General features: G+C 74.3%; 17 protein-coding genes. 5 read left to right on the top strand and 12 right to left on the bottom strand.

Going from position 1 to position 22,066, the window contains the following annotated elements; translation table 11 throughout:
* Positions 1-124: 124 nt before the first annotated feature.
* The 5 genes from QF030_RS14890 to QF030_RS14870 are packed head-to-tail and all read left to right on the top strand — an operon-like array spanning position 125 to position 4,754.
* Positions 125-1,198: an SAM-dependent methyltransferase gene (locus QF030_RS14890; RefSeq protein ID WP_307163158.1), complete on the top strand. Its 1,074-nt coding sequence runs from the start codon at positions 125-127 to the stop codon at positions 1,196-1,198.
* A complete protein-coding gene (locus QF030_RS14885) occupies positions 1,195-1,584 on the top strand; it encodes a cupin domain-containing protein (RefSeq protein ID WP_307163157.1) in 390 nt (129 codons plus the stop codon). The genes QF030_RS14890 and QF030_RS14885 overlap by 4 nt, the downstream gene beginning before the upstream one ends.
* Entirely contained in the window at positions 1,581-2,801 is a 1,221-nt protein-coding gene (locus QF030_RS14880; RefSeq protein ID WP_307163156.1) for a pyridoxal phosphate-dependent aminotransferase, read from the top strand. The genes QF030_RS14885 and QF030_RS14880 overlap by 4 nt, the downstream gene beginning before the upstream one ends.
* 58 nt (positions 2,802-2,859) lie before the next feature.
* Positions 2,860-3,903, top strand: a complete 1,044-nt coding sequence (locus tag QF030_RS14875; RefSeq protein WP_307163155.1) for a methyltransferase — start codon at positions 2,860-2,862, stop codon at positions 3,901-3,903.
* The gene (locus QF030_RS14870; protein ID WP_307163154.1) at positions 3,900-4,754 is read left to right on the top strand and encodes a hypothetical protein; all 855 of its coding nucleotides are present in this window, start codon (positions 3,900-3,902) and stop codon (positions 4,752-4,754) included. The genes QF030_RS14875 and QF030_RS14870 overlap by 4 nt, the downstream gene beginning before the upstream one ends.
* 66 nt (positions 4,755-4,820) lie before the next feature.
* Here the strand turns inward: QF030_RS14870 and QF030_RS14865 are convergent, their stop codons facing one another.
* From QF030_RS14865 to QF030_RS14810, 12 genes are all read right to left on the bottom strand, one after another.
* On the bottom strand, positions 4,821-5,543 hold the full coding sequence (locus tag QF030_RS14865; RefSeq protein WP_307163153.1) for a thioesterase II family protein: 723 nt from the start codon (positions 5,541-5,543) through the stop codon (positions 4,821-4,823).
* Positions 5,540-7,069: a class I adenylate-forming enzyme family protein gene (locus tag QF030_RS14860; RefSeq protein ID WP_307163152.1), complete on the bottom strand. Its 1,530-nt coding sequence runs from the start codon at positions 7,067-7,069 to the stop codon at positions 5,540-5,542. The genes QF030_RS14865 and QF030_RS14860 overlap by 4 nt, the downstream gene beginning before the upstream one ends.
* Complete coding sequence (locus QF030_RS14855; protein WP_307163151.1) at positions 7,066-7,614, bottom strand: hypothetical protein; 549 nt, start codon at positions 7,612-7,614, stop codon at positions 7,066-7,068. Before QF030_RS14855 ends, QF030_RS14860 begins: the two co-directional genes overlap by 4 nt.
* Positions 7,611-8,735, bottom strand: a complete 1,125-nt coding sequence (locus tag QF030_RS14850; protein WP_307163150.1) for a beta-ketoacyl synthase N-terminal-like domain-containing protein — start codon at positions 8,733-8,735, stop codon at positions 7,611-7,613. Before QF030_RS14850 ends, QF030_RS14855 begins: the two co-directional genes overlap by 4 nt.
* Before the next feature lie 760 nt (positions 8,736-9,495).
* Entirely contained in the window at positions 9,496-10,533 is a 1,038-nt protein-coding gene (locus QF030_RS14845; RefSeq protein WP_054238174.1) for a rod shape-determining protein, read from the bottom strand.
* Positions 10,534-10,767: 234 nt separating this feature from the next.
* The gene (locus tag QF030_RS14840) at positions 10,768-12,258 is read right to left on the bottom strand and encodes an FAD-binding protein (RefSeq protein WP_307163149.1); all 1,491 of its coding nucleotides are present in this window, start codon (positions 12,256-12,258) and stop codon (positions 10,768-10,770) included.
* Positions 12,259-12,388: 130 nt separating this feature from the next.
* The gene (locus QF030_RS14835) at positions 12,389-15,730 is read right to left on the bottom strand and encodes an SAV_2336 N-terminal domain-related protein (RefSeq protein WP_307163148.1); all 3,342 of its coding nucleotides are present in this window, start codon (positions 15,728-15,730) and stop codon (positions 12,389-12,391) included.
* The gene (locus tag QF030_RS14830; RefSeq protein WP_307163147.1) at positions 15,720-16,760 is read right to left on the bottom strand and encodes an AAA family ATPase; all 1,041 of its coding nucleotides are present in this window, start codon (positions 16,758-16,760) and stop codon (positions 15,720-15,722) included. Before QF030_RS14830 ends, QF030_RS14835 begins: the two co-directional genes overlap by 11 nt.
* A gap of 74 nt (positions 16,761-16,834) precedes the next feature.
* A complete protein-coding gene (locus QF030_RS14825; RefSeq protein WP_307163146.1) occupies positions 16,835-18,565 on the bottom strand; it encodes a VMAP-C domain-containing protein in 1,731 nt (576 codons plus the stop codon).
* Positions 18,562-18,885, bottom strand: coding sequence for a CU044_2847 family protein (locus QF030_RS14820; RefSeq protein WP_307163145.1), 324 nt, complete (start codon positions 18,883-18,885; stop codon positions 18,562-18,564). Before QF030_RS14820 ends, QF030_RS14825 begins: the two co-directional genes overlap by 4 nt.
* An 83-nt stretch (positions 18,886-18,968) precedes the next feature.
* Positions 18,969-20,417, bottom strand: coding sequence for a carboxyl transferase domain-containing protein (locus QF030_RS14815; RefSeq protein WP_307163144.1), 1,449 nt, complete (start codon positions 20,415-20,417; stop codon positions 18,969-18,971).
* Positions 20,414-21,868, bottom strand: coding sequence for an acyl-CoA synthetase (locus QF030_RS14810; protein WP_307163143.1), 1,455 nt, complete (start codon positions 21,866-21,868; stop codon positions 20,414-20,416). The genes QF030_RS14815 and QF030_RS14810 overlap by 4 nt, the downstream gene beginning before the upstream one ends.
* Positions 21,869-22,066 lie beyond the last annotated feature (198 nt).

Genomic DNA, 22,066 nt, shown 5'->3' with positions numbered 1-22,066 from the left:
ACACCGGCATCGGCTCGACGTCGGCTCGTGCCGACTCGACGCGGAGTCAGAGCCGACTCGATGCCGGTTCGGAATCGGCCCGACCGGAGCTCGGCATTCGACCGAAACAAGGAAGGCACTTCCCGTGACAGCTCCCCTTTCCCGTGACAGCCTCCAAGACTTAGGTGAAAGCGTTTTCCTTCCCGCCGAATGGCAGGGCGCCGCGAACACCCCGCTCGATGCCGACACCGCGTTCAACGGGTTCATCTCCACTCATGTCGTTTTCGCCCTGGAGCAGCTGGGACTGTTCGCCTGGTTCGACGAGGCCGACCGGCTCGACGTGCCCGATTACTGCTGGCGCCGGCAGTTGGACGAAAGCGTTTTCCGTCACCTGGTGTCGGCTGCCGAGGCCTTCGGGTATCTCGAGGTCCGCGACGACCGGGTGACGCCCAGGCCTGCCTGGGGTGAACTCCGCCGGAAAATAGGGTTCTTCACCTGGGGCGTGGGTGGATACCACGACGTTTTCGCCAATGCCGCGTCCATCGCGCGAGGGGAACGCGCCTTCGGCAAGGACGTGTTGCGTGACGAGGGCATGGTGGCGCTCGGTTCGGCCCAGGCCGACATGGCGCTGATGCGGAACCTGCTCGACGAGCAGATCGCCGCGCTCGACTTCGCCGTCATCGCCGACCTCGGCAGCGGGATCAGCGAGCGCGTGTGCCGCCTCGTCAAGTCCCGCCCCGGCGCCCGGGGTCTGGGCCTGGACATCAGCGCCTCGGCCACCGCGCTGGCGGCCGGCACCGTCGAGCGCCACGAACTGGCCGACCGGGTCCAGCCGATCTGCGCCGACGTTCTCGACGTCCTCTTCCGGGGCCGCCGCATCGAGGGCGCCGACCAGGTGGACGTGGCGATGAGCTTCATGTTCCTGCACGACCTGCTCGTCGACCCCGCCACCCGCTCGGACGTCATCCCGGCGCTGCGCAAGGCGTTCCCGCGCGCGCACACCTTCCTGCTCGCCGACACCACCGTCCGGCCGCGCGGCGAGAACGACACGCTGCCCGTCTTCTCCAGCGGCTTCGAGCTCGCCCACGCCCTGATGGGCGTCCCCGTCTACACGCGCGAGGAGTACGAGAACCTCTTCCACGAGGGCGGGCTGCACCTGCGCCGCACGATTCCCTTCGGCGCCCCGCACACCTACCTGTTCGTCCTGGAGGCCCAGTGACGACCGAGCGATGTCCCGCCGACCCGGAGATCGTGGAGGGTCTGCCCATTCCCCTCGCCGTGGCCGGGCATCACCAGCCCGCGCCCTTCTACCTCACCGCGGACATGTTCGGCGGCCTGCCCGTCCAGCTCGCCGGCGGTGAACTCAGCACCCTGGTCGGCAAGCCGGTCGCCGCGCCGCACACCCACCCGGTCGACGAGCTCTACCTGCTGGTCTCCCCGAACAAGGGCGGCGCCCGCATCGAGGTCCAACTCGACGGCAGACGTCATGAACTGCTCTCACCGGCCGTCATGCGGATCCCGGCCGGCAGCGAGCACTGCTTCCTGACCCTCGAGGCGGAGGTGGGCAGCTACTGCTTCGGCGTCCTCCTCGGGGACCGCCTGTGACCCCGCCGGCGGGGCAGCCGGCCTCCGCCGTCGGCACGCCGGCCGCGGGCGGTGGGGAAGCGGGCCCGACGCCCGGGCGAGCGGCCCCCGGCGCCGTACCCGTGGAGTCCGCCGCTGAGGACGTGGCCGCCGCCGGGCACGGGGCCCCCACCGCAGGGGAAGCGGCTCCGGCCGTCGGCAAGGCGTTCAACGCGAGTGTTCCCGGCGCCGACGATCTGATCCGGCTGCACCTGAGCGAGAGCCCCCACGGCGCAAGCAGGGCGGCGATCCGGGCGGCCGAGAGTGAACTGGCGCGGGTCAACGTCTATCCGGATCCCGAGCGGCAGGAACTGGTGCGGGCGCTCGCCGCGCACTGGGGCGTCGGCCCGGACCACATCGCCGTCGCCAACGGCAGCGACGAACTCGTCCTGGCCACCGCCCTGACCCTCGGCGACCGCGGCCTTCCCGGCCTCGTCACCGACGGCACGTTCCCCGGCTACCGGACCTGTCTGGAACTCATCGGGCGCGGCTGCACCGCCGTACCGCCGGCCGGCACGGCCGTCGACGCCGCCGGGTTCGCCGAGCGGCTGCCCGCACACGGGATCGGCTATCTGTGCAACCCGCACAACCCCAGCGGCGCGGCCCTCACCCGGCACGAACTGGCCGCACTGGTCGACGTCTCCGGCCGCAGCGGGGTCCCGCTGGTGTTCGACGAGGCGTACATGGAGTTCGCCGACCCGGACCTCCCCTGCGCCCGCGACCTGCTGGAGGCGGACGCGCCGGTCGTCGCGCTGCGCACCTTCTCCAAGGCCTACGGCCTGGCCGCGCTGCGTGTCGGCTACGCCGTCGGACGGCCCGACCTGATCGCCGGGCTGCGGGCGACCCTGCGCGCCCTGCCCTTCAGCGTGAACCGGCTCGCGCAGGCGGCCGCGACCGCCGCCCTCGCCGACCGGGACTTCGTCGACGGGGTACGCCGGTCCACCGCCGAGCGGCGGCGCTGGTTCGTCCGCGAGCTGGACCGCCGGGGGCGCGCGCATCTGCCCTCCGTGACGAACTTCGTCGCCGTCGCGGCCCGGGACTGCGCCCGTGCACAGGATCGTCTCGCCGCGGATTTCGGCATTCTCGTTCGCAATGCGGGACTGTTCGGATTTCCCGGTTACCTCCGCACGTCGCTCGGCGGGAAAGAGGACCTGACGCGGTTCCTCGACGCCCTCGACGCGATCGAGGAATGCTCCTGAATTTCCACCGGAACGCCCGGCGGACGACCGACCGAACGAGAACGACTGGAGGCTTTTGGTGTTCCGCCAAGACCCGTTGAACACGATCCTCGCCCTGGGCTCCGGGTTCACCCCCACCGCCGTGCGGGTGACCGCGACACTCCGCCTGCCCGACCTGGTCGAGCAGGGACACCGGACCGCGGCCGCCCTGGCCGCCGAGACCGGCACCGACGAGCAGTCCCTGGGCCGCGTCCTGCACTACGTCAGCCTCCTCGGCCTCTTCGAGGAGACCACCGACACCGCGTCGCGGCAGCGCACGTACGAGCTCACCGACGTGGGCCGGGTGCTGCTCGGCGACCACCCGGGCAATCTGCGCCGCTGGCTGGACTACGAGGACCCCAGCCGGCCCATGGAGGCCCGCTTCGAGCCGGCCGTCGGCCGGCTCATGGACGCCGTACGCACCGGTCTGCCGGTGTACGAGCAGGCGCACGGACGGCCCTTCTGGAAGGACCTGGAGGCGCACCCCGACATCGAGAAGTCCTTCAACACGGGCATCGCCCGGATCGCGGACCGGCTCGTGCCGGAACTGGCCCGTATCTACGACTGGGCGTCGGTGGGGCACGTCGTGGACGTCGGCGGCGGCAACGGCTCCCTGCTGCTGAAGCTGCTCACCGAGCACCCGGCGCTGCGCGGCACGCTGCTGGAGCTGCCGAGCGTGATCGACGAGGCCGCCGGGATCACCGCCCCGGTGTCCGACCGCTGCGAGCTGGTCGCGGGCAGCTTCTTCGAGCCGATGCCCGCCGGCGGCGACGTCTACCTGATCGCCAACACGCTGCACAACTGGAGCGACCGGGACGCCGCCCGCATCCTCGGCCGCTGCTCGGCGGCGCTCGTCCCCGGCGGGCGGGTCGTGGTCGTCGAGCGGCTGCTGGACAGCGGCAAGGACCCCGTGATGGCGAGCTACGCCGACCTGCTGATGCTGGTCCTGCTCGGCGGCCGCGAGCGCAGCATGGAGGACCTGCGCGACCTCGGCGCCGGTGTCGGGCTCACCCTCACGGACGCCAGGAAGTTCGAGTTGCCCGGCCACTGGCTGGTCGAGTACACCAAAGAGGAGACCCGGTGAAGCGCTCGCTGAACCCGGACGAGCCCAACGCCCTGCTCTCCTACGACTTCGACCGGGGCAGCAACTACGAGAACGTCCTGCACCTCACCGACGCACTCGGCGCACTGGTCCCGGAGAGCGAGACGGAACACCCCGACCAGCGCTTCTTCCAGGTCACCCACCTCATCACCGAGTACGCCTGGGTCCAGGTCCACTACGAGCTGCGCCGGGCGATCGGACACCTGGACCAGGACCGGTACCACCAGGCGGTCCGCATGTTCGACCGGGCCACCGGGCTCAGCGAGGTCACCGTCCAGGCGGTGCGGCTGCTCACCGACCACCTGCCGCAGCACAGCCTGCTGATGATGCGCAACGCGCTGCCCGAGGACGCCACCGGCCTGGACTCGCCCGGCTACCGCAATCTGCGGCGGGTGGCCCGTCCGGTGTGGAAGGCCTACGAGCAGGCGGTGGAGCGCGCCGGGTTGTCACTCCAGGACGTGATCGCCCAGCAGGACGACGGCTACGACGGCCCGCGCTCGCCCGCGTCCCAGTCGCTGGCCCTGGTGCGGGAGGCGATGCTGCGGCTGGACGGCAGTGTCCTCGGCTGGAAGCAGCACCACCTGATCATGGTGTGGTCGCAGCTGGGCGGTCAGCCCGGGCTGCGCAAGGGGAACGAGGAGGGCGACGACGAGCTCGAGCTGCCGCAGAGCCTGGGCGGCCGGTCCCTGTCGACCCTGGAGGCGCGCTCGCAGCTGGCGCTCTTTCCGGAACTGTGGCGGGCGGCGGAGGACGCGTACTGGCTGCTCGGCACCCGGCACGACACCGACGCCCCGGTGCGCGGCGGCGGGAACGGCTGCCCGGTGCAGCACTGACACCGCCTGCGCGGCACCTCCCCTCCTGGCACCGCCTCTCGGCGAGCGGGCCGCCGGCCGTCCCGGTCAGCGGTCCGCTCGCTGCTGCGCGGCCAGGTCCAGCAGCCGGGCCGCGACCTCCTCGAAGCGTTCATGGAGGAAGAAGTGGCCGCCGGCGAAGGCTTCGCCGACGTGCGTGCGCCGGGTGTAGTGCCGCCAGCCGGCCATCACCTCGGGCGGGGTGTCCGCGTCACCGCCGCCGTACCAGACGACGAGGTCGCTCGGCAGGGGCCGCGGCTCGGGGTCGGGGCGGTGGCCGGCGAGCAGCGCGAGGTCGCCGCGGATGACCGGCACGAACTGGTGCCGCATCGGTGACCGGCGTACCTCCCTCGGGATCCGGCCGTTCTCCGCGAGGGCGTCGAGCAGGGCGTCGTCGCCCAGAGCGAGCAGGGGGCCGTAGGGGGAGGTTCCGAGAAGGTGGGGCGGCCGGGCGGCGGCGACCACGACGAACTCGGGCGCGGGCCGGCCCAGGTCCTGCAGGGCGAGAGCCGTCTCGTAGGCGAGCAGGCCGCCCATGCTGTGCCCGAGGAGCGCGTACCGGCCGGGCGGATCCACGCGGAGGGCGAGGTCGGCGGCGGCCGTCCGCAGGGTCGCCGCCCGCGGCTCACGGGAGCGCAGACCCTTGCCCGCGATCTCCAGCGGCCGGGCGCACAGACCGGCCGGCAGCTCGCGTCGCCAGCGCACGAAGCTGCGCGCCGAACCGCCGGCGTGCGGCACGCAGTACAGGGTGAGCGGTTCCGGGCCCGTCACTTGTGGTGCTCGCCCGCGCGAAGCGGCTGGATCCGGACCGTCACCGGCAGCTCGTTACGGGTCAGCAGGGACCGCAGATGCCGTCGCATCTCCGCCTCGGAGGGCGGTACGGCGTCGTCGACGAAGACGTCGAGCTCGAGGACGGCGGAGTCGTCGTCCACGACGGCGATCCTGGTCGCGGCACGGACCACCCCGGGCAGGGACTCGGCGGCGCGGCGCACCGTCGCGGTCGACACCTTCTCGCCGCGCACCATCGCGAAGTCCGAGGAGCGGCCGTGCACGTACACGTACCCGTCGTCGTCGACGTGCCCGATGTCGCCGGTGGCCAGCAGCCCCGGCTCGATCAGATCGCCGCGCTTGGACGGCGCGGGCTCGCCGACCCGCCTGCGGTAGACGGTGTCGGAGCGCACGAGCAGTTCGCGCTCCCCGGTGTCGGTCGGCCGCGTGAGCACCTCGACGCCGTCCAGCGGCACGCCCACCGATCCGTGCCGGTGCGGAGGCTCCCGGTGGGCGGCGAGGGTGGACACCCGCGGTCCGGCCTCGGTCAGCCCGTAGGTGATGTACAACCCCAGCTCGGGATTGAGTTTCAGCAGGCGGGAGACGTACGACGGGTCCAGCGCCTGACCGCCCACGGTCAGCGTGCGCAGCGGCGAGGGCAGTTCGCCGCCCGCGGTGACGACGGACTTGACCAGGCTCGGGGTGAGCGAGGAGAGGGTGACCCCCCGGCCGGCGACCGTGGCCAGGTAGTCGGCCACCGAGAACGGCGGTCCGGCCATGACCAGCCGCGAGCCGTGCACCAGACCGCCCAGGACCTGGGCGACCAGCGCGTAGGAGTAGTAGACGGGCAGGCTGACCAGGGCGGTGTCGGCGGCGCGCTGGCCGAGGGAACGGCCGTGGCGGCGGGCGTTGCGCAACAGGGCGTCGATGCCGTGCAGACACCCGGTGGCCATGCCGGAGGTGCCGGAGCTCATCAGGATCACGTGGCCCGGCCCGTGGTGCAGATACGGCCGGCCGGTGAAGAGGCCGACATCGGCGCCGCCGGCGCGGGTGACATCGGTGACGCCGTACGCGTCCGCCCGGATCGCCGCCCGGACCAGTGCGCAGGCGCCCAGCTCGCGGGCCACCTCGCGGACCCGGGAGACCGGGGTGGACGGGGAGAGCAGCACGGGGGTGTGCCCGGCCAGTGCGACGGCGAAGAAGAAACGCAGCGCCCGGATGCCGTTCGGCAGCGCGATGACGACGACGGCGCCGGGCGGGGCCGGCAGCGCCGTGAACCGGTCGACGAGGGCGGGCAGTCCGGCCGGGCGGCCCGGATCCTCGGAACGGGACAGATCCTCGACCCGGTCCAGGAAGTCGCCGACGACGCCGGGGTCGAGAAGCGGATCGGCCAGGACCGGCGCCGTCGTGCGCGACGACGACGTGTTCCGCGACGTCGCGCTCGACGAAGCCGCGCTCGGTGGAGTGATGCCCGGTGGAGTGGTGCCCGGTGAAGTCGCGTTCCGTGGGGTGGTGTTCTGCGAGGTCATGTTCGGTGGGGCCTCCGCGTGGGCGTCGGCCCACTGACGACCAGGCAGTGCGCCCGGTGCTTGCCTTCGTCGTCGACTTCGTGGGTGACGACCAGGACGTGTGCGGCGCTCGGCGGGTCGCCGAGCAGCCAGTCGCCGCACAGGGCTCTGGTGAGCGGCACGGCCGGGGCGAGGGGCATGGGCAGCATCGACACCGGCCCGTGGAAGCCGAACGCCGAGCAGACCACGCCGACGAGCGAGCCCGGTCCGGCGCCCGCGAACCGCATGGGGGAGATCCGGCCGCGCGGGACGGTCCCGGCGAGCGCGCGCAGGGTGTGGCGCGTGGCCCGCTCGCTCACCCCGACGACCCCTACCTCCTCGGGGCGGTTCGGCGCGGCGTCGCCGCAGTTCTCCAGGGCGTCCGCCACGGCCGCGGCCATCAGCCAGGCGACGGGGTCGGCGTACACCCCGGGGACGCGGCGCCCGACCGTGCCCGGGTCGGCGGCCTCGACCAGGGCGGAGCCGGTGAGCACGGCGCCCGCTGGGCACCACTGGGCCGGGTTCACGCGGTACCCCCTGTCACGGTCCGGCGCTCGCCGGCCGACAGCAGCAGGCAGGTGTTGAAGCCGCCGAAGCCGAGGGTGAGGCTGATGCCGAGGGAGCCGGTGAACTTTCGGGGCCCGTCCGTGGCCAGCGGCAGGGTCAGTTCGGGCATGACTGTGCGGGTGTGCGGGAGCGGGGGCACGGTGCCGTGCCGCAGCGCGAGGAGCAGGGCGATCGCCTCCAGGGCGCCGGTGGCGCCGAGGGTGTGGCCGAAGGCCGGCTTGGTGGCGAACACGACCGCCTCCGACTGCGCGCCGAAGACCGTGGCGTAGCAGGCCGCCTCCGCCGTGTCGTTGGCGCGGGTGCCGGTCCCGTGGGCGTTGATCACCGCGATGTCCCGGGGGTCGGCCCCGGCCCTGGCCAGGGCGCGCCGGACGGCGAGGACCGCGCCGGCCCCGCTCTCGTCGGGGGCGGTCGGGCCCGTGCCGTCGTTGGACGCGCCCCAGCCGCGCAGCTCGCCCAGGATCCGCGCGCCGCGCGCCGTCGCCGAGGCCCGGGTCTCCAGCAGCAGGAAGCCGGCGCCCTCGCCGAAGAGGGTGCCGTCACGGTCGGTGTCGAAGGGGCGGACGGTGCCGGACGCCGACAGGGTGCCGAGCGCCCGGTGTCCGAGCAGCTTGCCGTCGGTGAGCAGGTCGATGCCACCGCACAGACAGCGTTCCGCCTCGCCGCCGGTGAGCAGGGCCGCGCCGGCCAGGACGGCGTCGGCGCCGGAGGAGCAGGCGGTGCTCACCGAGGCGGACCCGGCCACTCCCAGCTGTGCGGCGACGGCGGACGTCAGGGTGTGCGGCGAGATCTCGGCGGCGTCGTCCAGGTGCGGGCCGAGGCTGCTGCCGAGCACCAGTGTGTCGACGTCCCAGGCCGGGCAGCCGGCGTCGCGCAGGGCGGCGGCAGCGGTGGCCACCGCGAGCGAGATCTGCCGCTCGGACGGAGGCCCGGCCGGCCCGCCCTCCGTCAGCAGGGCGGCGGGCGGACGACCGTCACCCGCCGACTCCCGGATGCCGACGCGACCACTCGTCAGCTGCTGCCACACCTCGTCGAGGCCGTCACCCAGTGCTGTGGTCCAGCCCATTCCGGTGATGCACACGGCCCGATCGCGGTCGGCTCTGCGGAAACCCCCCAATTCGATCCCCCCGGTGTTCCGATAAACGCTCTGCGCGAAGATCTGCGTGATCCGCGCGACCCCGATTTGCCGTTCGAAATTCTATTTGCATAAGGCAATCGTATTTTAACGAAGGAATTCCGAGGTGGCAAGGGACGCAGGCAGGACGCAGGCCGCGCTCACGTCGGCCTGCCCGGTCCCGCGCGTGGTCCGTCGCCGGCGCACTCGCCGGTGAGCGGCGCGGTGGTGACGGCGGCGGCGCCCTCGGCCCGGTGCTCGCGCCGACGGGCCGTCCCGCACCGGCGGGCGTCGCCGATCGCGGGTCCGGCCCGGGCGGTGAGGAGGTGGGGGAGCCGTATGTCCTCGACGGTGAACTCCCGCGCGCCGCCCGTCCTTCCCGGCCAGGTGCGGGAGGTGGACGAACCGGCGGTGTGGACGCCGGTGCGCCGCCGTCCTTCCCGGTCAGGTGCGGGCGGCCGAACGGCTCGCCGTGCGCGTCGGTCGGCGTTGCCGGGCGTCCGGCCCGCGCGGGACGTGCGGGTGGTGGGACGAACCGGCGGTGTGGGCGCCGGTGCGGTCCTCCGGGCCGGCGGCGGTCGTGGGGAGGACCGCTTACCGGGCGCCGGCCGGCTCGACGGCGGCGTCCACGATGTGGCGGCGTGTGGCGCGCAGTTCGAGCTCGGAGCCGACGCCCGGGACGGCGTGCGGGAGGGGCGGCAGGCCGGTCTCGGTGACCGGGCCCCGCTCAGGCCCCCAGCGGGTCCAGGGTCAGCGGCTCGATCTTCCCCTCCAGCATGGCGCCCAGGCCCTGCGCGGCGCAGATGTCGGGCCGTTCCGCGATGTGGACCGGCATGCCGGTGGCCTGACGCAGCATCTGGTCGAAGCCCGGCAGCAGGGCGGAACCGCCGACCATCATGATCCCGCGGTCGGCGAGGTCGGCGACCAGGTCGGGCGGGCACTCGCGCAGCACCCTGCCGATGCCGTCGAGCACGGCGGTCAGCGGGGTCTCGATGGCGTCCCGCACGGCCGCGGTGTCGACCTGCACGGAACGGGCGAGGCCGGTGGCGACGTCCCGCCCGTGGATCTCCGTGGACGCGGGGCCCTGCGGGGTGAGGCCGTTGCCGGAGAGGGCGACCTGCAGGGGCCGGACGGACTGGCTGGGCAGCATCAGCTCGTGTTCATGACGCAGGTGCTGGACGATCGCGTGGTCCACCGCCTCACCGCCCACGGGGATCCGCTCGGCCGTGACGATCGAGCCCAGGGAGAGGACGGCGACCTGGGTGGCGGCCGCCCCGCACACCATGATCATGGTGGCCTCGGGGCGTTCGACGGGAAGCCCGCAGCCGACGGCGGCCGCGATCAGGGTGTCGACGAGTTCCACCCGGCGGGCGCCGAGGCCCACCAGGGTCTCGATCGCGGCGCGCTGGGCGAGCGGGTCGGCGTCGTGCGGGGTGCAGGCGGCGGCGCGCAGGAACGGTTTGCGGCGCAGCTGGCGGCGGATCTTGTCGCCGAGGAGATGGCGCAGCATGCGCTGCGCCATCTCGATGTCGACGACCGTGCCGCCGGAGACCGGGCGCACGACCCGGATGTAGTGCGGCGTGCGCCCGGTCATCTTCTCGGCGAACTCGCCGACCGCGATCAGCGCACCGGTGCGGGTGTTGACGGCGGCGGCGGACGGCTGGTCGACGACGAGCCCGGCCCCCTTCACGTACACCCGCGTCCTCGCCGCTCCCAGATCGACGGCGAAGTGGCAGCGGCGCAGCTGCTCCAGACTGGCGGTCATGGCAGGTCCTCCCGAGAGCACAGACCGTGGGGGCTCGCCGGGCCGGCGGGCCTCTCGTGTGTGGGCCGCCGGGCGGTCGGCCTCCTTCGCATGGTGCGGGGGCGGGAAGGCGGCCGCCTTTTCAGGTGGGCCGGGCGGGGCGCGCCCGAATGGGGGTTTCCCCTATGAAGGGTTTGTCTCACATGTCCAAAGTAAGTATGAAATACAGTCCCCTCCGGGAGGCGCGCGGTGGGATCAGCCGAAGATGCCCTGCCCCGGGACGAGGATCCCCAGCGGGTCGTACGTCCGCTTCGCCGACTCCAGTGCCGGCCAGGCCGGGCCGAAGTGGGTGCGCCAGTCGGCGGGCGTGAAGGGAATGCTGCCGACGGGGTAGTGGGTGCCACCGGTCGCCGCGGTGGCCTCGTAGGCGGCGCGGTTGGTCGCCAGGAGACGGTCGACGGCGGCGGTGTCGTCCGCCGGGGCGGCGCTCAGCACGTCGAAGAGGTACGACACGGTCTCGTCGGAGCTGCGCAGCAGTGGGGCGGTGAGGCGGTCGCCGCGCAGGGGGTAGAAGAGGACGACGGCCCCGGGGCCCGCGTCGGCCGGGGTGAGCCCGCCCAGGATCCGCGCGCCGAGGGCCGCGGCGGAGGTGCCGGGCAGCATGAGGTTGAGCCAGGGGTGCGCGTACGTCCAGATACCGGCCGCCTTCATCGCGGCGATGACCGGGGCCAGCCGGTCGAGGAAGTCGTAGTAGGGCTGGTCGGTGGAGTGGGCGCTCGCGGGGTCGTGGCGCAGACCGCGCAGCAGCGCCGTGTCGTCCGGTGCGGGACCCACCGGCGGGCCGTAGGCCACCGCCTCCAGGACGAAGACCCCGAACGTTCCGGCGGCGTCCGCCTGGACCTGTCCCTCGACATAGTCGAAACGGCCGTCCTGGACCAGGACGCGCTGGTCGTCGAGGAAGACCGCCAGGTCGTCGTAGGTCAGCTGGTAACGCCGCACGGTCCGGGGCGCGGGGACCAGGCGCAGGGTGGCCTCGACGATGACGGCGCACTGGCCGAGGCCGGCCAGGACGGCGTGGAAGAGGTCGGCGCGCCGGGACGGGGAACAGCGCACCAGCTCGCCCGCCCCGGTGACGACCCGCAGCTCGGTCACGTTGTCGACCTGGGCGCCGTGCCGGTGGGCCTGGCCGCCCAGACCGCCCACCGACAGGGTGCCGCCCACGGAGAGTTCGAGGTAGTCGGTGAACACGGGCGGGGTGAGGCCGTGCGCGAGCGTGGCCCGGGCGACGGTGCTCCACCGCGCGCCCGCCCCGACGGTGACGGTGGTGCTGCCGGGACCCAGCGGGCCGATGTCCGCGAGTGTCGCGGTCTCGATGACCAGACCGCCGTCCACCTGCGCCTGGCCGAACGGTGCGTGTCCCTGGCCGCGCGGCGCGACCGGCACGCAGTGGTCGTTGCAGAAGCGGACCATGGCGACGACGTCACGGACCGAGCCCGGGCGCAGGACCGCGGAGGGGCGGCGGTGCACGATGTGTCCGTAGTCGTCGGCCGCCGCCGCCAGGGAGGGGTCGTCGGTGCCGAGCGTGCCGTCCAGCCGGGGCACCCTGGCCACTTCGGTGACGGACCCGGAGTCCGCCCCGGCCGTGGTCGCGGCCCAACCGCGGGCGCCGGGATCGAAGCCGGTCACCGCGGCCCCGGTGACCGTGAGTCCGCGCAGGACGGTACGTCTTGACGGCGTTCCGGACATGAGTGGTTCCCCCTCGGAATCTTCATGAGATCTTCAAATCCCGGTCAGGGTAGGCCAGTTGGCCCCGGCCGGTGCCGTTTTCCGCCGGTACCGCCTTCCGTGCGGGAGTCGCCCGGTTCGGCCGGCGGCCCTACAGCGCGCGGGCCGCTTCCAGTACCGGGGTGAGGGAGGGCACCACCGCGTCGCAGCCCGCCCCGAGCAATGCCTGCTCGACGGTCGGATTGCGCGCGAGACCGAGGAAGCGCAGGCCCGCGGCCCGGGCGGCGGCGAGCTCGGCGAGCGTGGAGCCGATCAGGACGCCGGTGGCGGCGGGCGCGTCGAGCGACCCCAGGACGTGCAGCAGACGGTGCGGGTTCGGCGTGAGGAGGCCGAGGTCGTCGTCGCGGCCGTGTACGCCGGCCCGCAGCGGCAGCCGGTAGGACTCCAGACAGCGGTGGACGGCCGCCGCGCAGACGTCCGTGGCAACCCCGACCCGGCGTCCGGCGTCGTGCAGGGTGCGGACGAGGACGACGGAGTGATGCGTCCTGGGCGCGTCCGGTACGGCGCTCAGCTCCAGCCGGTCGAGACGGTCCCGCAGCAGAGGGCCCAGCCGGTCCTGGGCGAAGGCCCGCAGCACGTCCAGCGGGTGCACGAACAGCTCCCGCCCCGCGGCGCCCGGGGGGACCGGCGGACGGCCCGCCAGCGCGTCCTCGGGGTCGCGGTGTTCGGCGACGATCGCGAGCAGGTCGAGCGCTGCCGCACGGGCGGTCGTCGCCGTGAACAGCCGGATCAGCGGCCCGTCGAAGCCGAACAGCACGGTCTCGGCGCCGGCGAGCAGGTCCTGGAGCGGACGTGCGGAGCGGCCGGCCGGCCGGCGCGCCTCGGGAGGCGGGGCGTAGTCCGGCGCGAGGGTGAGCGCGCAGCTCACCGCCAGACCCGGCACCGGCCACCTGCCCAGCTGGGAGGTGACGGCCCGCTGCGCGCCGGCCGCCCGGCGGACGGAGTGGCGGCGGGTGACGAGTGAGGCCGTCGCCCGCAGATGCGCCAGCAGCCGCTCGGGCACGTCCGCGCTCTGCGCCCGCACGAACGCCACCGGGTCCTCGACCCGCCAGGTCAGCTCGACGGCGGCGGTGAAGACGCCCTTCCCGGAGCTGGGCAGGGAGATCCGGTGGACGGCGTGCCGCGGGGTCAGGTCGACCTCGTAGTACGTCGCCGGGCGCGGCGGGCGGCCCTCGTAGGACAGCACGGGGTCGAGGAGGGTGAGCGGTCTGTCGGGACCGGTGTGCACGATCGCGGTGCGGCCCGGGGCGGGGATGCCCAGCTGGCGCAGGTCGCGCGTGAGGAAGGGCCCGCGCACCAGGTCCCGCACGTCCTTGCGGTCGCCCGCCGCGCCCTCGTCCAGCGGCAGCGGGCAGTACCAGGCGAGCGGCGGGGCGTCCGGGGCGTCGCCGAACAGCGGCCGGAAACGGTGTGGCCCGGAGGCGGCGGAGCTCTCGGCGAAGGCCGCGTAGAGGGCCGGGGGGACGGTGAGCAGGACGGGGGCGGTGCCCTGCGGGGCCGCCGGGGACTCGTGGCCGTCCTGGAACGTCACCCGCAGACAAGGAGGTTCGGCCGACTCGGCGAGTGGACCGGGGAGCCCGCGCAGGGCGGCCGCGAGCACCGGCAGGAGATACGCCTCGGGCTGGATCCGGACGACGTACCCGTTCCCGCGGACGTGCACCTCGTACTGCTGGGGCGTGAGATCGCCCCGCGCGAGAACCTCGTGCACGGCGTACTCGAGCGTGATCCGGGTCTCGGGACGGGCGGCGAGATCGGTGGCGGTCTCGAAGAGGAGGGTGGGACGCGTGCCGACGCCGGTCTCCGGCGGTCCCGCCGCCTCGACGTCTCCGCCCAGTCTGCGGATCGTCTCCGCGCTCACCGTCGCGAACGCGCCGGCCGTGCCGTCGGTCCCGCCGGTCTCCGCGCGGAACTCGCCCGTCGTGAGGCCCGCACGCTCGTCGATCAACCCGCCGATCCGGTCGAGGAGTTCGCGGGTGCGGCCGCGGGTCGTGCGCGGCAGGGTGCGCAGCAGCAGGTCCCGTACGCCGGGGCGGAAGTCGTACGAGCCGGGCGGGCCAGGGACGGTGGTCAGCATGCCGCTGAGGATCACCTCGGCCAGGTGCTGCGGTCGCGGGTCGCGGTTCACGGCTCGCTGGACGAGGCGCATCACCGGGACCGAGGGGACGGCCAGGGCCAGGTGGCCGGCCAGCCGGAAGGCCTCCCGGGAAGCGGTGGCGCGGAAGCGCAGCACCAGGTCCTGGGCGGCCGGAGCAGCCGGGTCGGCGGCCCCTGGGCCGGCAGGAGGGGGCGGGACGGGCGCCGGGGGCAACCAGGCCACCGCGCCCGGGGTGCGGGCGCCGCCCGGACTCGCCACCAGCGCGGCCCAGTTGGCGAGCCAGGGCGCGCCCGGCTCCAGGACGGGAAGCGGGAGGGCCGCACCGGGCCGGCGCGCCGCCTCGGGGTCGTACGGGGTGAACGTGAGCGCCGAGAGCGGGGCCGCCCGGTGCGAGGAGGAGAGCACACCCGGCTCGGCCGGGAGAGCCGTCGTGGGCCACAGCTGCTCCGGCAGCGGCTGTACGACGGCCAGCGGCATCCGGGTCGCCCAGTGCCGCAGGGTCCGGTACCAGCGCTCGCCCGCCGGGCCGGGGCGCCACTGCGGGCCCATGCAGTCGCTCACGATCAGGGTCACCGTCCGGCCGTCCGCCGGGCCGGGGAGCTGCCGCGCATCACCGTCGGGTGCGGCCGGGTGCAAGGTGACCGTCCGGAAGACGCCCGACTGGGCCAGGACGGCGTGCAGTTCACGGACGAGGGGCCGCCAGACCGGCATCGTCGGGCCGGTGTCGTGGACGAGGCCGAGTCGCAGCCAGCGGTCGCGCGCCGGACGCAGGACGGGCAGCCAGACGTCCGGGTGGGCGCCCAGCCGTGCGATGCGGTCGGCCGTCGCCCGCTCGTCGAGGAGGCGGGCGCTCGCCGAGGGCACCGTGCGCTTCAGCGGACGCAGGGCCCGCTGGAGGGCGAGGGGGTGCGGGAGCATCGCGGGCGCGGGCGCGAGGACCGGACGGTTCCGGGCGTCGCCGCCGGGGGAGTCGCCACCGGAGTCGGCGGCGCTCGCGGGCGTGGGGAGGCGGAGGGGGACACGGTCGGCGAGGGCGGCGGGCGCGGCCTTCGGCGAGGTGCTCCCGGCCGTACGGTCGGGAGCGCTGTCGGGTGTGCCGCCCACCGTGTCGCCGGGCGGGCCGCCACGGGCGCCGTCGGTGTCCGGATCGGGTGCCGTGGCCGCCGTCTCCGGCTCCGTCGGCCGGGACGGCTCCTCCGGGTCGTGCGACAGCCCCGCGAGCCAGAGCAGTTCGGCCAGCTCGCGGGGGGTGGGTGCGGTGTCCGTCGCGGCCGTCAGCAGTGCGGTCAACCGGTCGAGGGCCGACATCTCGCCCCCCGGTGTCTCCTCAGAAGCCATCGCCGTCCGCCGTGGCGCTGAGGTAGGGCATCAGTCGCTCCGCCAGTGCGTCGCGGGAGTCGGCGTCCAGTCCGGCGACCCCGGTGAGGTAGAGCGCGTTCAGCAGCTGGTCGGTGGCCAGTTCGCCGTCGGCGGCGCGGGCCAGGAAGCGGTCGATGAGGTGTTCCGCCTCGCCCGGCGGGGTGTCGAGGTGGGCCCGGACGATCTCGGTGAGCTGTTCCCGGCCGGGGCGGCGCAGTTTCAGCCGGACACAGCGGCGCAGGAAGGCGGGCGGGAACTCGCGCTCGCCGTTGCTGGTCAGCACGACGAACGGGAAGGCGCGGCAGCGCACCCGGCCCCGGGTGACGGCGACCGGGTCGTCCGAGCCGTCGGCCAGGACCCCGGCGGTGACGTCCTCGGCGGAGTGCCGGGCGGCGCGCATGAGTTCGGGGATCTCGTACTGGCCCTCCTCCAGGACGTTCAGCAGGTCGTTGGGCAGGTCGAGGTCGCTCTTGTCGATCTCGTCGACGAGGAGCGCGCGCGGGCGCTCGTAGGGCAGCAGGGCCGTGCCGAGGGGGCCGAGACGCAGATGGTCCTCGACCCCGCCGCCGTCCTCGGCCCCGGCATCCCCGCCCCGTTCGCGCCACGCCGCCTGCCGGGCCGCGTACAGCCGGGACAGCGGGTCGTACTGGTAGAGGCCGTCGGCCAGCGTGGAGCGGCTCGTGATGTTCCAGCGCAGCACCGGGCCGAGACCCAGCTCGCGGGCCACCGCGTACGCGAGGGAGGACTTTCCGGTGCCGGGCGGACCGGTGACCAGCAGCGGGCGGCGCAGCACCAGGGCCGCGTTGACGAGTTCGACGCTCTCCGGGGTGGCGACGTACGAGCGGGCGCGGTGCACGCGGTCGGGGGAGACGGCCGCCTCGTCGTCCGCGTCCCGGGGCGGCGGCACGACGGGCTCGCCGTCGAACGCCCGCCAGGGCGGCGGCGCGGGCAGCCGGTCGATGCCGTCGTGCGGCTCGCTGTTGCCGGTGTAGACGGACCAGTGCGGCATGGTTCTCCGAAACTCTGGTGTGGCTCGTGCGGCTCGTGACTCGATGACGAGGTGAGGAGGGTGGTGGGCGCGGCTCAGGTCACGGGGGAGCGGTGGAGGGGGCCGGCCGCGCCGCCGTGCGGGTCGGCGAAGAGGCGCGGGTCGTCCCACAGCAACTGGATGTCGTGCGCCCAGTGGCCGTCCTCCGCGTCGGCCTCCTCGCGCAGTGCCAGTACCCGGCGCGGGAGTTCGGCGGGCGGCACGCCGGACACACAGGTGTCGAGCTCGTCCAGGAACGTCTTGCCCGCGCAGCCGTCCCCGCCGGCGCAGGACGCGTCGGGCCCGCCGGCGCAGCCCTCCCGGGACCAGATCACCATCGGGGCGGGCGCGTTCAGCGAGGTGTCGAAGTGCGGGCGGGTGTGGGACGCGGCCGGAACCGTCGCGAAGCCGGCGAGACAGGCGTCGTCCTGACGCAGCCGCACCCGCAGCCGGCGGGGTTCCTCGGCGCTGCCGCACTCGACGCGGTGCATCCGCGCGCCGGGCGCCGCGTCGAGCCGGTTCCACACCCGGGTCAGCTGATGCCGGACCCCCGCCCTGCGCCGCGCCTGGTCGGTGACGACGAGCGGGTACACACAGCCGAGCGGGGTGTCGTCGTCGGGCGTGCTCGCCCAGCGGTCCACGGGCAGGTCGATCCAGTCACGGGGCAGCGCGAACGCGAGCAACTCGTCGCAGCCGGGCGTCAGATAACGGAAGGCGGCCTCGATCCGGTCCTGCACGAAGGCGCGCAGTCCGGCCTGCGGGACGGTGCCGGAACCGACCGGATGCCGGCGACCCCCACTGTACGCGGACACCTCGACGCGCACGTGTCCGTCGCCCGCGCCGCTGTGCTGGAGGTCGACGAGGATCGGCGACCACTCGGGTGCGGCGGTGGTCTCGGCGGCCGTCTCGACAGGGTCCTGGAACAGGCTCTCCACATGGGCGGCGAAGCGGGCGACGGTGGCCGCCGCGTCGGCGCCGTCGACCTCGCACAGCACGAAGAGGGCCGCCGACCACAGCGAGTCGAAACCCTCCTCGGGAGCGTCCGGGTCCAGGGGGCCCCGGGCGGACTCGTAGAGCCGCACGCGCCGCCCCGGATCGCCGTCCAGGCCCGCGCGCACGGCACGCTCGACGAGTGCGCGCAGCCGGGCGCGGTCGGCGGTGCGGTGGTCGGAGGTGGGCACCAGGCCCTCCAGGTCGGGCCAGTAGCGGGCCATGACCTCGGTGGGCATCATCCGCCCGTTGTGCACACCCCGGTCCCCTGCGGCCGCGGTGACCATGCCCACGACCTCACCGGTGTCGACGAGGGTGACCGCGGCGCCGCTGAATCCCGGCGCGAGCGGCTGCCCGCCGGGCTGCCAGGCCTCCAGCTGGATCCACTCGCGGTTGAGCAACTGCGTGGCGGTGATGCGGTATTCGGCGAGTGTGCCCTCGTCGAAACCGACCGGGAAGCCGTAGACGACGAGCTTGCGGGGCCGGTCGGGCCGCCGGTCGTGGGCGGCGTCCACGGGGGCCAGCGCCGCCGGGGCGATCGGGACCTCGTGCGCCAGTTCCAGTACGGCCAGGTCGCCGAGGTCGGTGGCGCCGCCGCCCCAGCCGCCGTCGGCGACCACCCGCGCCGGTACGGCGGGGGCGCCGGGGCGTTCGGTGAAGGTCACCGTCAGAGCGTCCGGACCGGCCTGCCGCACGACATGGGCGCAGGTCAGCACCCGGCGGGGGGTGACGAGGAAGCCCGCGCCCGCCACCTGGCCCGCGCTCTCGATCCGGGCGTGCCATTCGGCGCTGTTCATGAGGTGGGGGAGGGCGACCAGGTCAGCCGCACGACGAGGTGACCCTCCGCCGTGCCCTTGGCGATGATCGCGCCGGTCTCCGCCGACATCTTCACCCCGAACTCGATCTCCACCCCGTCGGGGCGCAACTCCCCGTCGCGGAACACCCGCAGCGCGGACGAGGCGGCCGCGCGCACGCCCTCCAGGGCGCCCTCGAAGGTGCGGGCCGCCTGGACCGTCCCGTCGCGGGCCACCAGCCGGGAACCGGGCCGCCCCTCCGTGACCGCCTCGACGGCGACCACGGCACCGTCATCGGTCCTGAACTCCACCACTGCGTCCACGATGCCCCCGTGACCCCTTGCTCATCGTCCTGCGGCGCTGCGCGCATCCATTGTCACGGACGGTACTGGAGATTGTCCTGCGTTCAGCGCGCCTGCGTGATCCGGATCACCCCCAGCTCAGCCAAGTCCTGTGGCCGGATCCGGAGTTGACCGGCCGTCGCCTCCGTCTCGGCCGGGGACCGCTTGAGGATCGCGGCGGCCGACTCCGGCGCGATGACGGAGAAGTAGCTGTCGGGAGTGGCCCAGGTGCGGCCGGGCGCGGCCAGCGCCAGCGCGCCGCCGGAGCCGCCCTCGCCGATGACCAGCGTGGTGATCGGCGTGCGGGCGGTGGCGACCACGCCGAACAGCTCCGCGATCGCCGCGCCCGCCCCCTGCCGTTCCGCCTCGGCGTCGTTGGCGGCGCCCGGGGTGTCCACCAGGGTCAGCACCGGAATGCCGAGCCGGTCCGCGAGGCGGATCAGCCGGGTGGCCGTGCGGTAACCGGCGGGCCGGGTCGCCGCTCCGGTCTGGGCCGCGTAGGCGACCGTACGGCCCTGGTGGAGGCCGAAGCCGCACAGCATCCCGTCCGGGTCGACGCCACCGCACCGATCACCGGAGATCGCGCGTCGGTGGGTGAAGTAGGCGTCCAGGTAGGCCCGCGCACGGGGCCGCTCCGGCGCCCGCGCACGCCGCACCGCCTCCCACCCCGTACGCGGCAGATCGCAGACACCGAGAGCGGCGGGCACGGGGGCGGCGGCGACGGAGGTGGCGGGGGCGTCGGTGGCGGTGGAGGCGTCGGAGGCGCTGGTGTCGGTGACGGAAGTGGTGGTGGCGGTGACGGAAGTGTCGGTGGCGGGCTCGCGGAGCGACTGGTCGGTCAGGAGCCGGAGCCACCCGCCCAGTACGTCCCGCAGCTCCGCCGGGGAGACCAGCGCGTCCGCCGCCCCCGCCCCGACCTGGGCCCGGGCCGTGTAGGCGGCCGGGTCGGCGTCCGGCGGCCGCACCCGCGAGCCCGCGAAGCCCACCTGGGCGTCCGGCAGCGCGAGCACCACGTCGGCGCCCGCGCCCAGGGTGGCCCAGCCGCCGCCGGTCGTCGGGTCCCGCAGGACCGCGATCTGCGGCAGCCCGGCCTCCCGGGTGAGCGCCGACTGCCGTGCCACCCGCTGGAGTTGGGTGAGGGCGAGCATGCCCTCCTGCATCCGGCTGCCACCCGTCGCGACCAACGGCACGATGGGCAACCGGTGTTCACGGGCGTACGTGTACGCCGCCTCCAGCCGGTCACCGGTGCGCTCGCCCAGCGAACCGCCCAGGAAGCCGAACTCGAAGGCGATCAGCACGGCACGGGTGCCCTGGACGCTCGCCGTGCCGCAGACGACGGACTCCGACTCACCGGTGCGCCGGGCGGCACGTTCGCGCGAGGCGTCGTAGCCGGGCCAGCCCAGGGGCCCGTCCGGAAGGGACGACCGCTCCCCGCCGGGCGGGTCGGGGAACTGGCCGAAGTCGTCGGCGACAAGGGCGATGACCTCCCGCGCGCTGGCCCGCCCCGTCGTCATGACGGCAGAGCCCGCTTCATGATCTTCCCCATGTCGTTGCGGGGCAGCGCGTCGAGGTAGCGCACCACGCGAGGCCGTTTGTGCGGCGCCAGCCGACGGGCCACATGGTCGGCCAACTCGCCCTCGGCCGGCGGGGAACCGGGGTCTGCGGGCACGACCCACGCGACGATCCGCTCCCCGAGGTCCGCGTCCGGCTCCCCGGTGACGGCGGCCTCGCGCACCCCCGGATGCTCCAGCAGAGCGTTCTCGATCTCACCGGCCCCGATCTTGTACCCACCGCTCTTGATGAGGTCGGTCGCCTTGCGCCCGACGATCCGGACATAGCCGTCGGGGTCGCGCACGGCCACGTCGCCCGTCCGGAACCAGCCGTCGGAGGTGAAGGCGGCGGCCGTCGCGTCCGGCCGGTTGAGGTACTCGGTGAACAGGTTCGGCCCGCGCACCTGGATCTCCCCGACGCTCTCCCCGTCGTACGCCCCGACGGCCGAGCCGTCCTCGTCCACCAGGCGCAGCTCCACGCCGGGCAGGGGCACCCCGACGGTCCCCGCCCGCGCCTCCCCGTCCGCCCGGACGCTGGTGTTCATCAACGTCTCCGTCATCCCGTACCGCTCGATCACCCGCCGTCCGGTCGCGGCCGCGATCCGCTCGTGGTCGTGCACGGGCAGCGCCGCCGAACCGGACACCAGCAGCCGCGCCCCGGCGAGCGCCTTGGCCAGTGCGGGGTCGCCGGGCAGCGCCTCGGCGATGCGGTGGTACATCGTCGGCACCCCGAAGAGCATGCTCGCCCCGGTGCTCAGTTCCCGCGTCACGCCCTCCGTGCCGAACCGCCCGAGATGCCGTACGGACCCGCCGCGCCGCAGCGGCCCGAGGATCCCCAGCACCAGTCCGTGCACATGGAACAGCGGCAGCCCGTGCACGAGGACGTCCGCACCGGTCCACTGCCAGGCGTCGGCGAGCGCGTCCAGCGTCGTGGCGATCGCGCGACGCGGGACGACCGCGCCCTTGGGCGGCCCGGTGGTACCGGAGGTGTAGACGACGAGGGCGGGCTCCTCGTCACCCACGGGCCCGGCCACCGGCGCCCCGGCACCCGGTACGTCCGCGTCGACGTCGACGTCGATCCGGGTCAAGCCCGCCAGCGCCGGGGGCAGTTCGTCGCCGGGAGCCGCCAGCACCACGGCCGGCGCGCTGTCGCCCAGAATGTGCCCGAGCTCCTTGTCGCCCGACTTCGGGTTCAGCGGGACGGCGGCCACCCCGGCCAGCAGCGCCCCCACCACCGCGACGGCGGTCTCCAGCGACGGGGTCGCCCACACGGCCACCCTCACCTCACCCCGCACCCGTGCGCCGATGGCACCGGCCGCCGAGGCGAGCTGCGCGTACGTCAGGGAGCGCTCGCCGAACCGCAGGGCGGGACGCCCGGACGGGTCGTCCGTCAGGGCCGGGAAGAGTGAGGACACGGGGCGGGCTCCTTGGGGGCTGCGGGACACGACGAGTCCGTTCATACCCCACTCACCCAGCCCTCACCTGTCGGTTCTCCCCCAAGGGCAGGGCCGAACCCGTTGTCCCGGTCGCGGGGACGGCCGTTAACCTGCGGAGGTACGACACAGACGTACGGATGTACAGCCGTACGCGGCGCAGATGTACGAGAACGGAGT

Origin of the sequence: Streptomyces rishiriensis (genome assembly GCF_030815485.1) — a bacterium.
In the GTDB taxonomy this organism is placed as follows: Bacteria; Actinomycetota; Actinomycetes; order Streptomycetales; family Streptomycetaceae; genus Streptomyces; species Streptomyces rishiriensis_A.
The sequence above is the reverse complement of the archived record's forward strand: the minus strand, read 5'-3'. Positions and strand labels throughout refer to the sequence as shown.

Excerpts from the sequence above, each read along its gene's own strand:
- QF030_RS14860 (WP_307163152.1), bottom strand. The coding sequence starts at position 7,069 with ATGACCTCGCAGAACACCACCCCACGGAACGCGACTTCACCGGGCACC.
- QF030_RS14845 (WP_054238174.1), bottom strand. The coding sequence starts at position 10,533 with ATGACCGCCAGTCTGGAGCAGCTGCGCCGCTGCCACTTCGCCGTCGAT.
- QF030_RS14840 (WP_307163149.1), bottom strand. The coding sequence starts at position 12,258 with ATGTCCGGAACGCCGTCAAGACGTACCGTCCTGCGCGGACTCACGGTC.
- QF030_RS14835 (WP_307163148.1), bottom strand. The coding sequence starts at position 15,730 with ATGGCTTCTGAGGAGACACCGGGGGGCGAGATGTCGGCCCTCGACCGG.
- QF030_RS14830 (WP_307163147.1), bottom strand. The coding sequence starts at position 16,760 with ATGCCGCACTGGTCCGTCTACACCGGCAACAGCGAGCCGCACGACGGC.
- QF030_RS14825 (WP_307163146.1), bottom strand. The coding sequence starts at position 18,565 with ATGAACAGCGCCGAATGGCACGCCCGGATCGAGAGCGCGGGCCAGGTG.
- QF030_RS14815 (WP_307163144.1), bottom strand. The coding sequence starts at position 20,417 with ATGACGACGGGGCGGGCCAGCGCGCGGGAGGTCATCGCCCTTGTCGCC.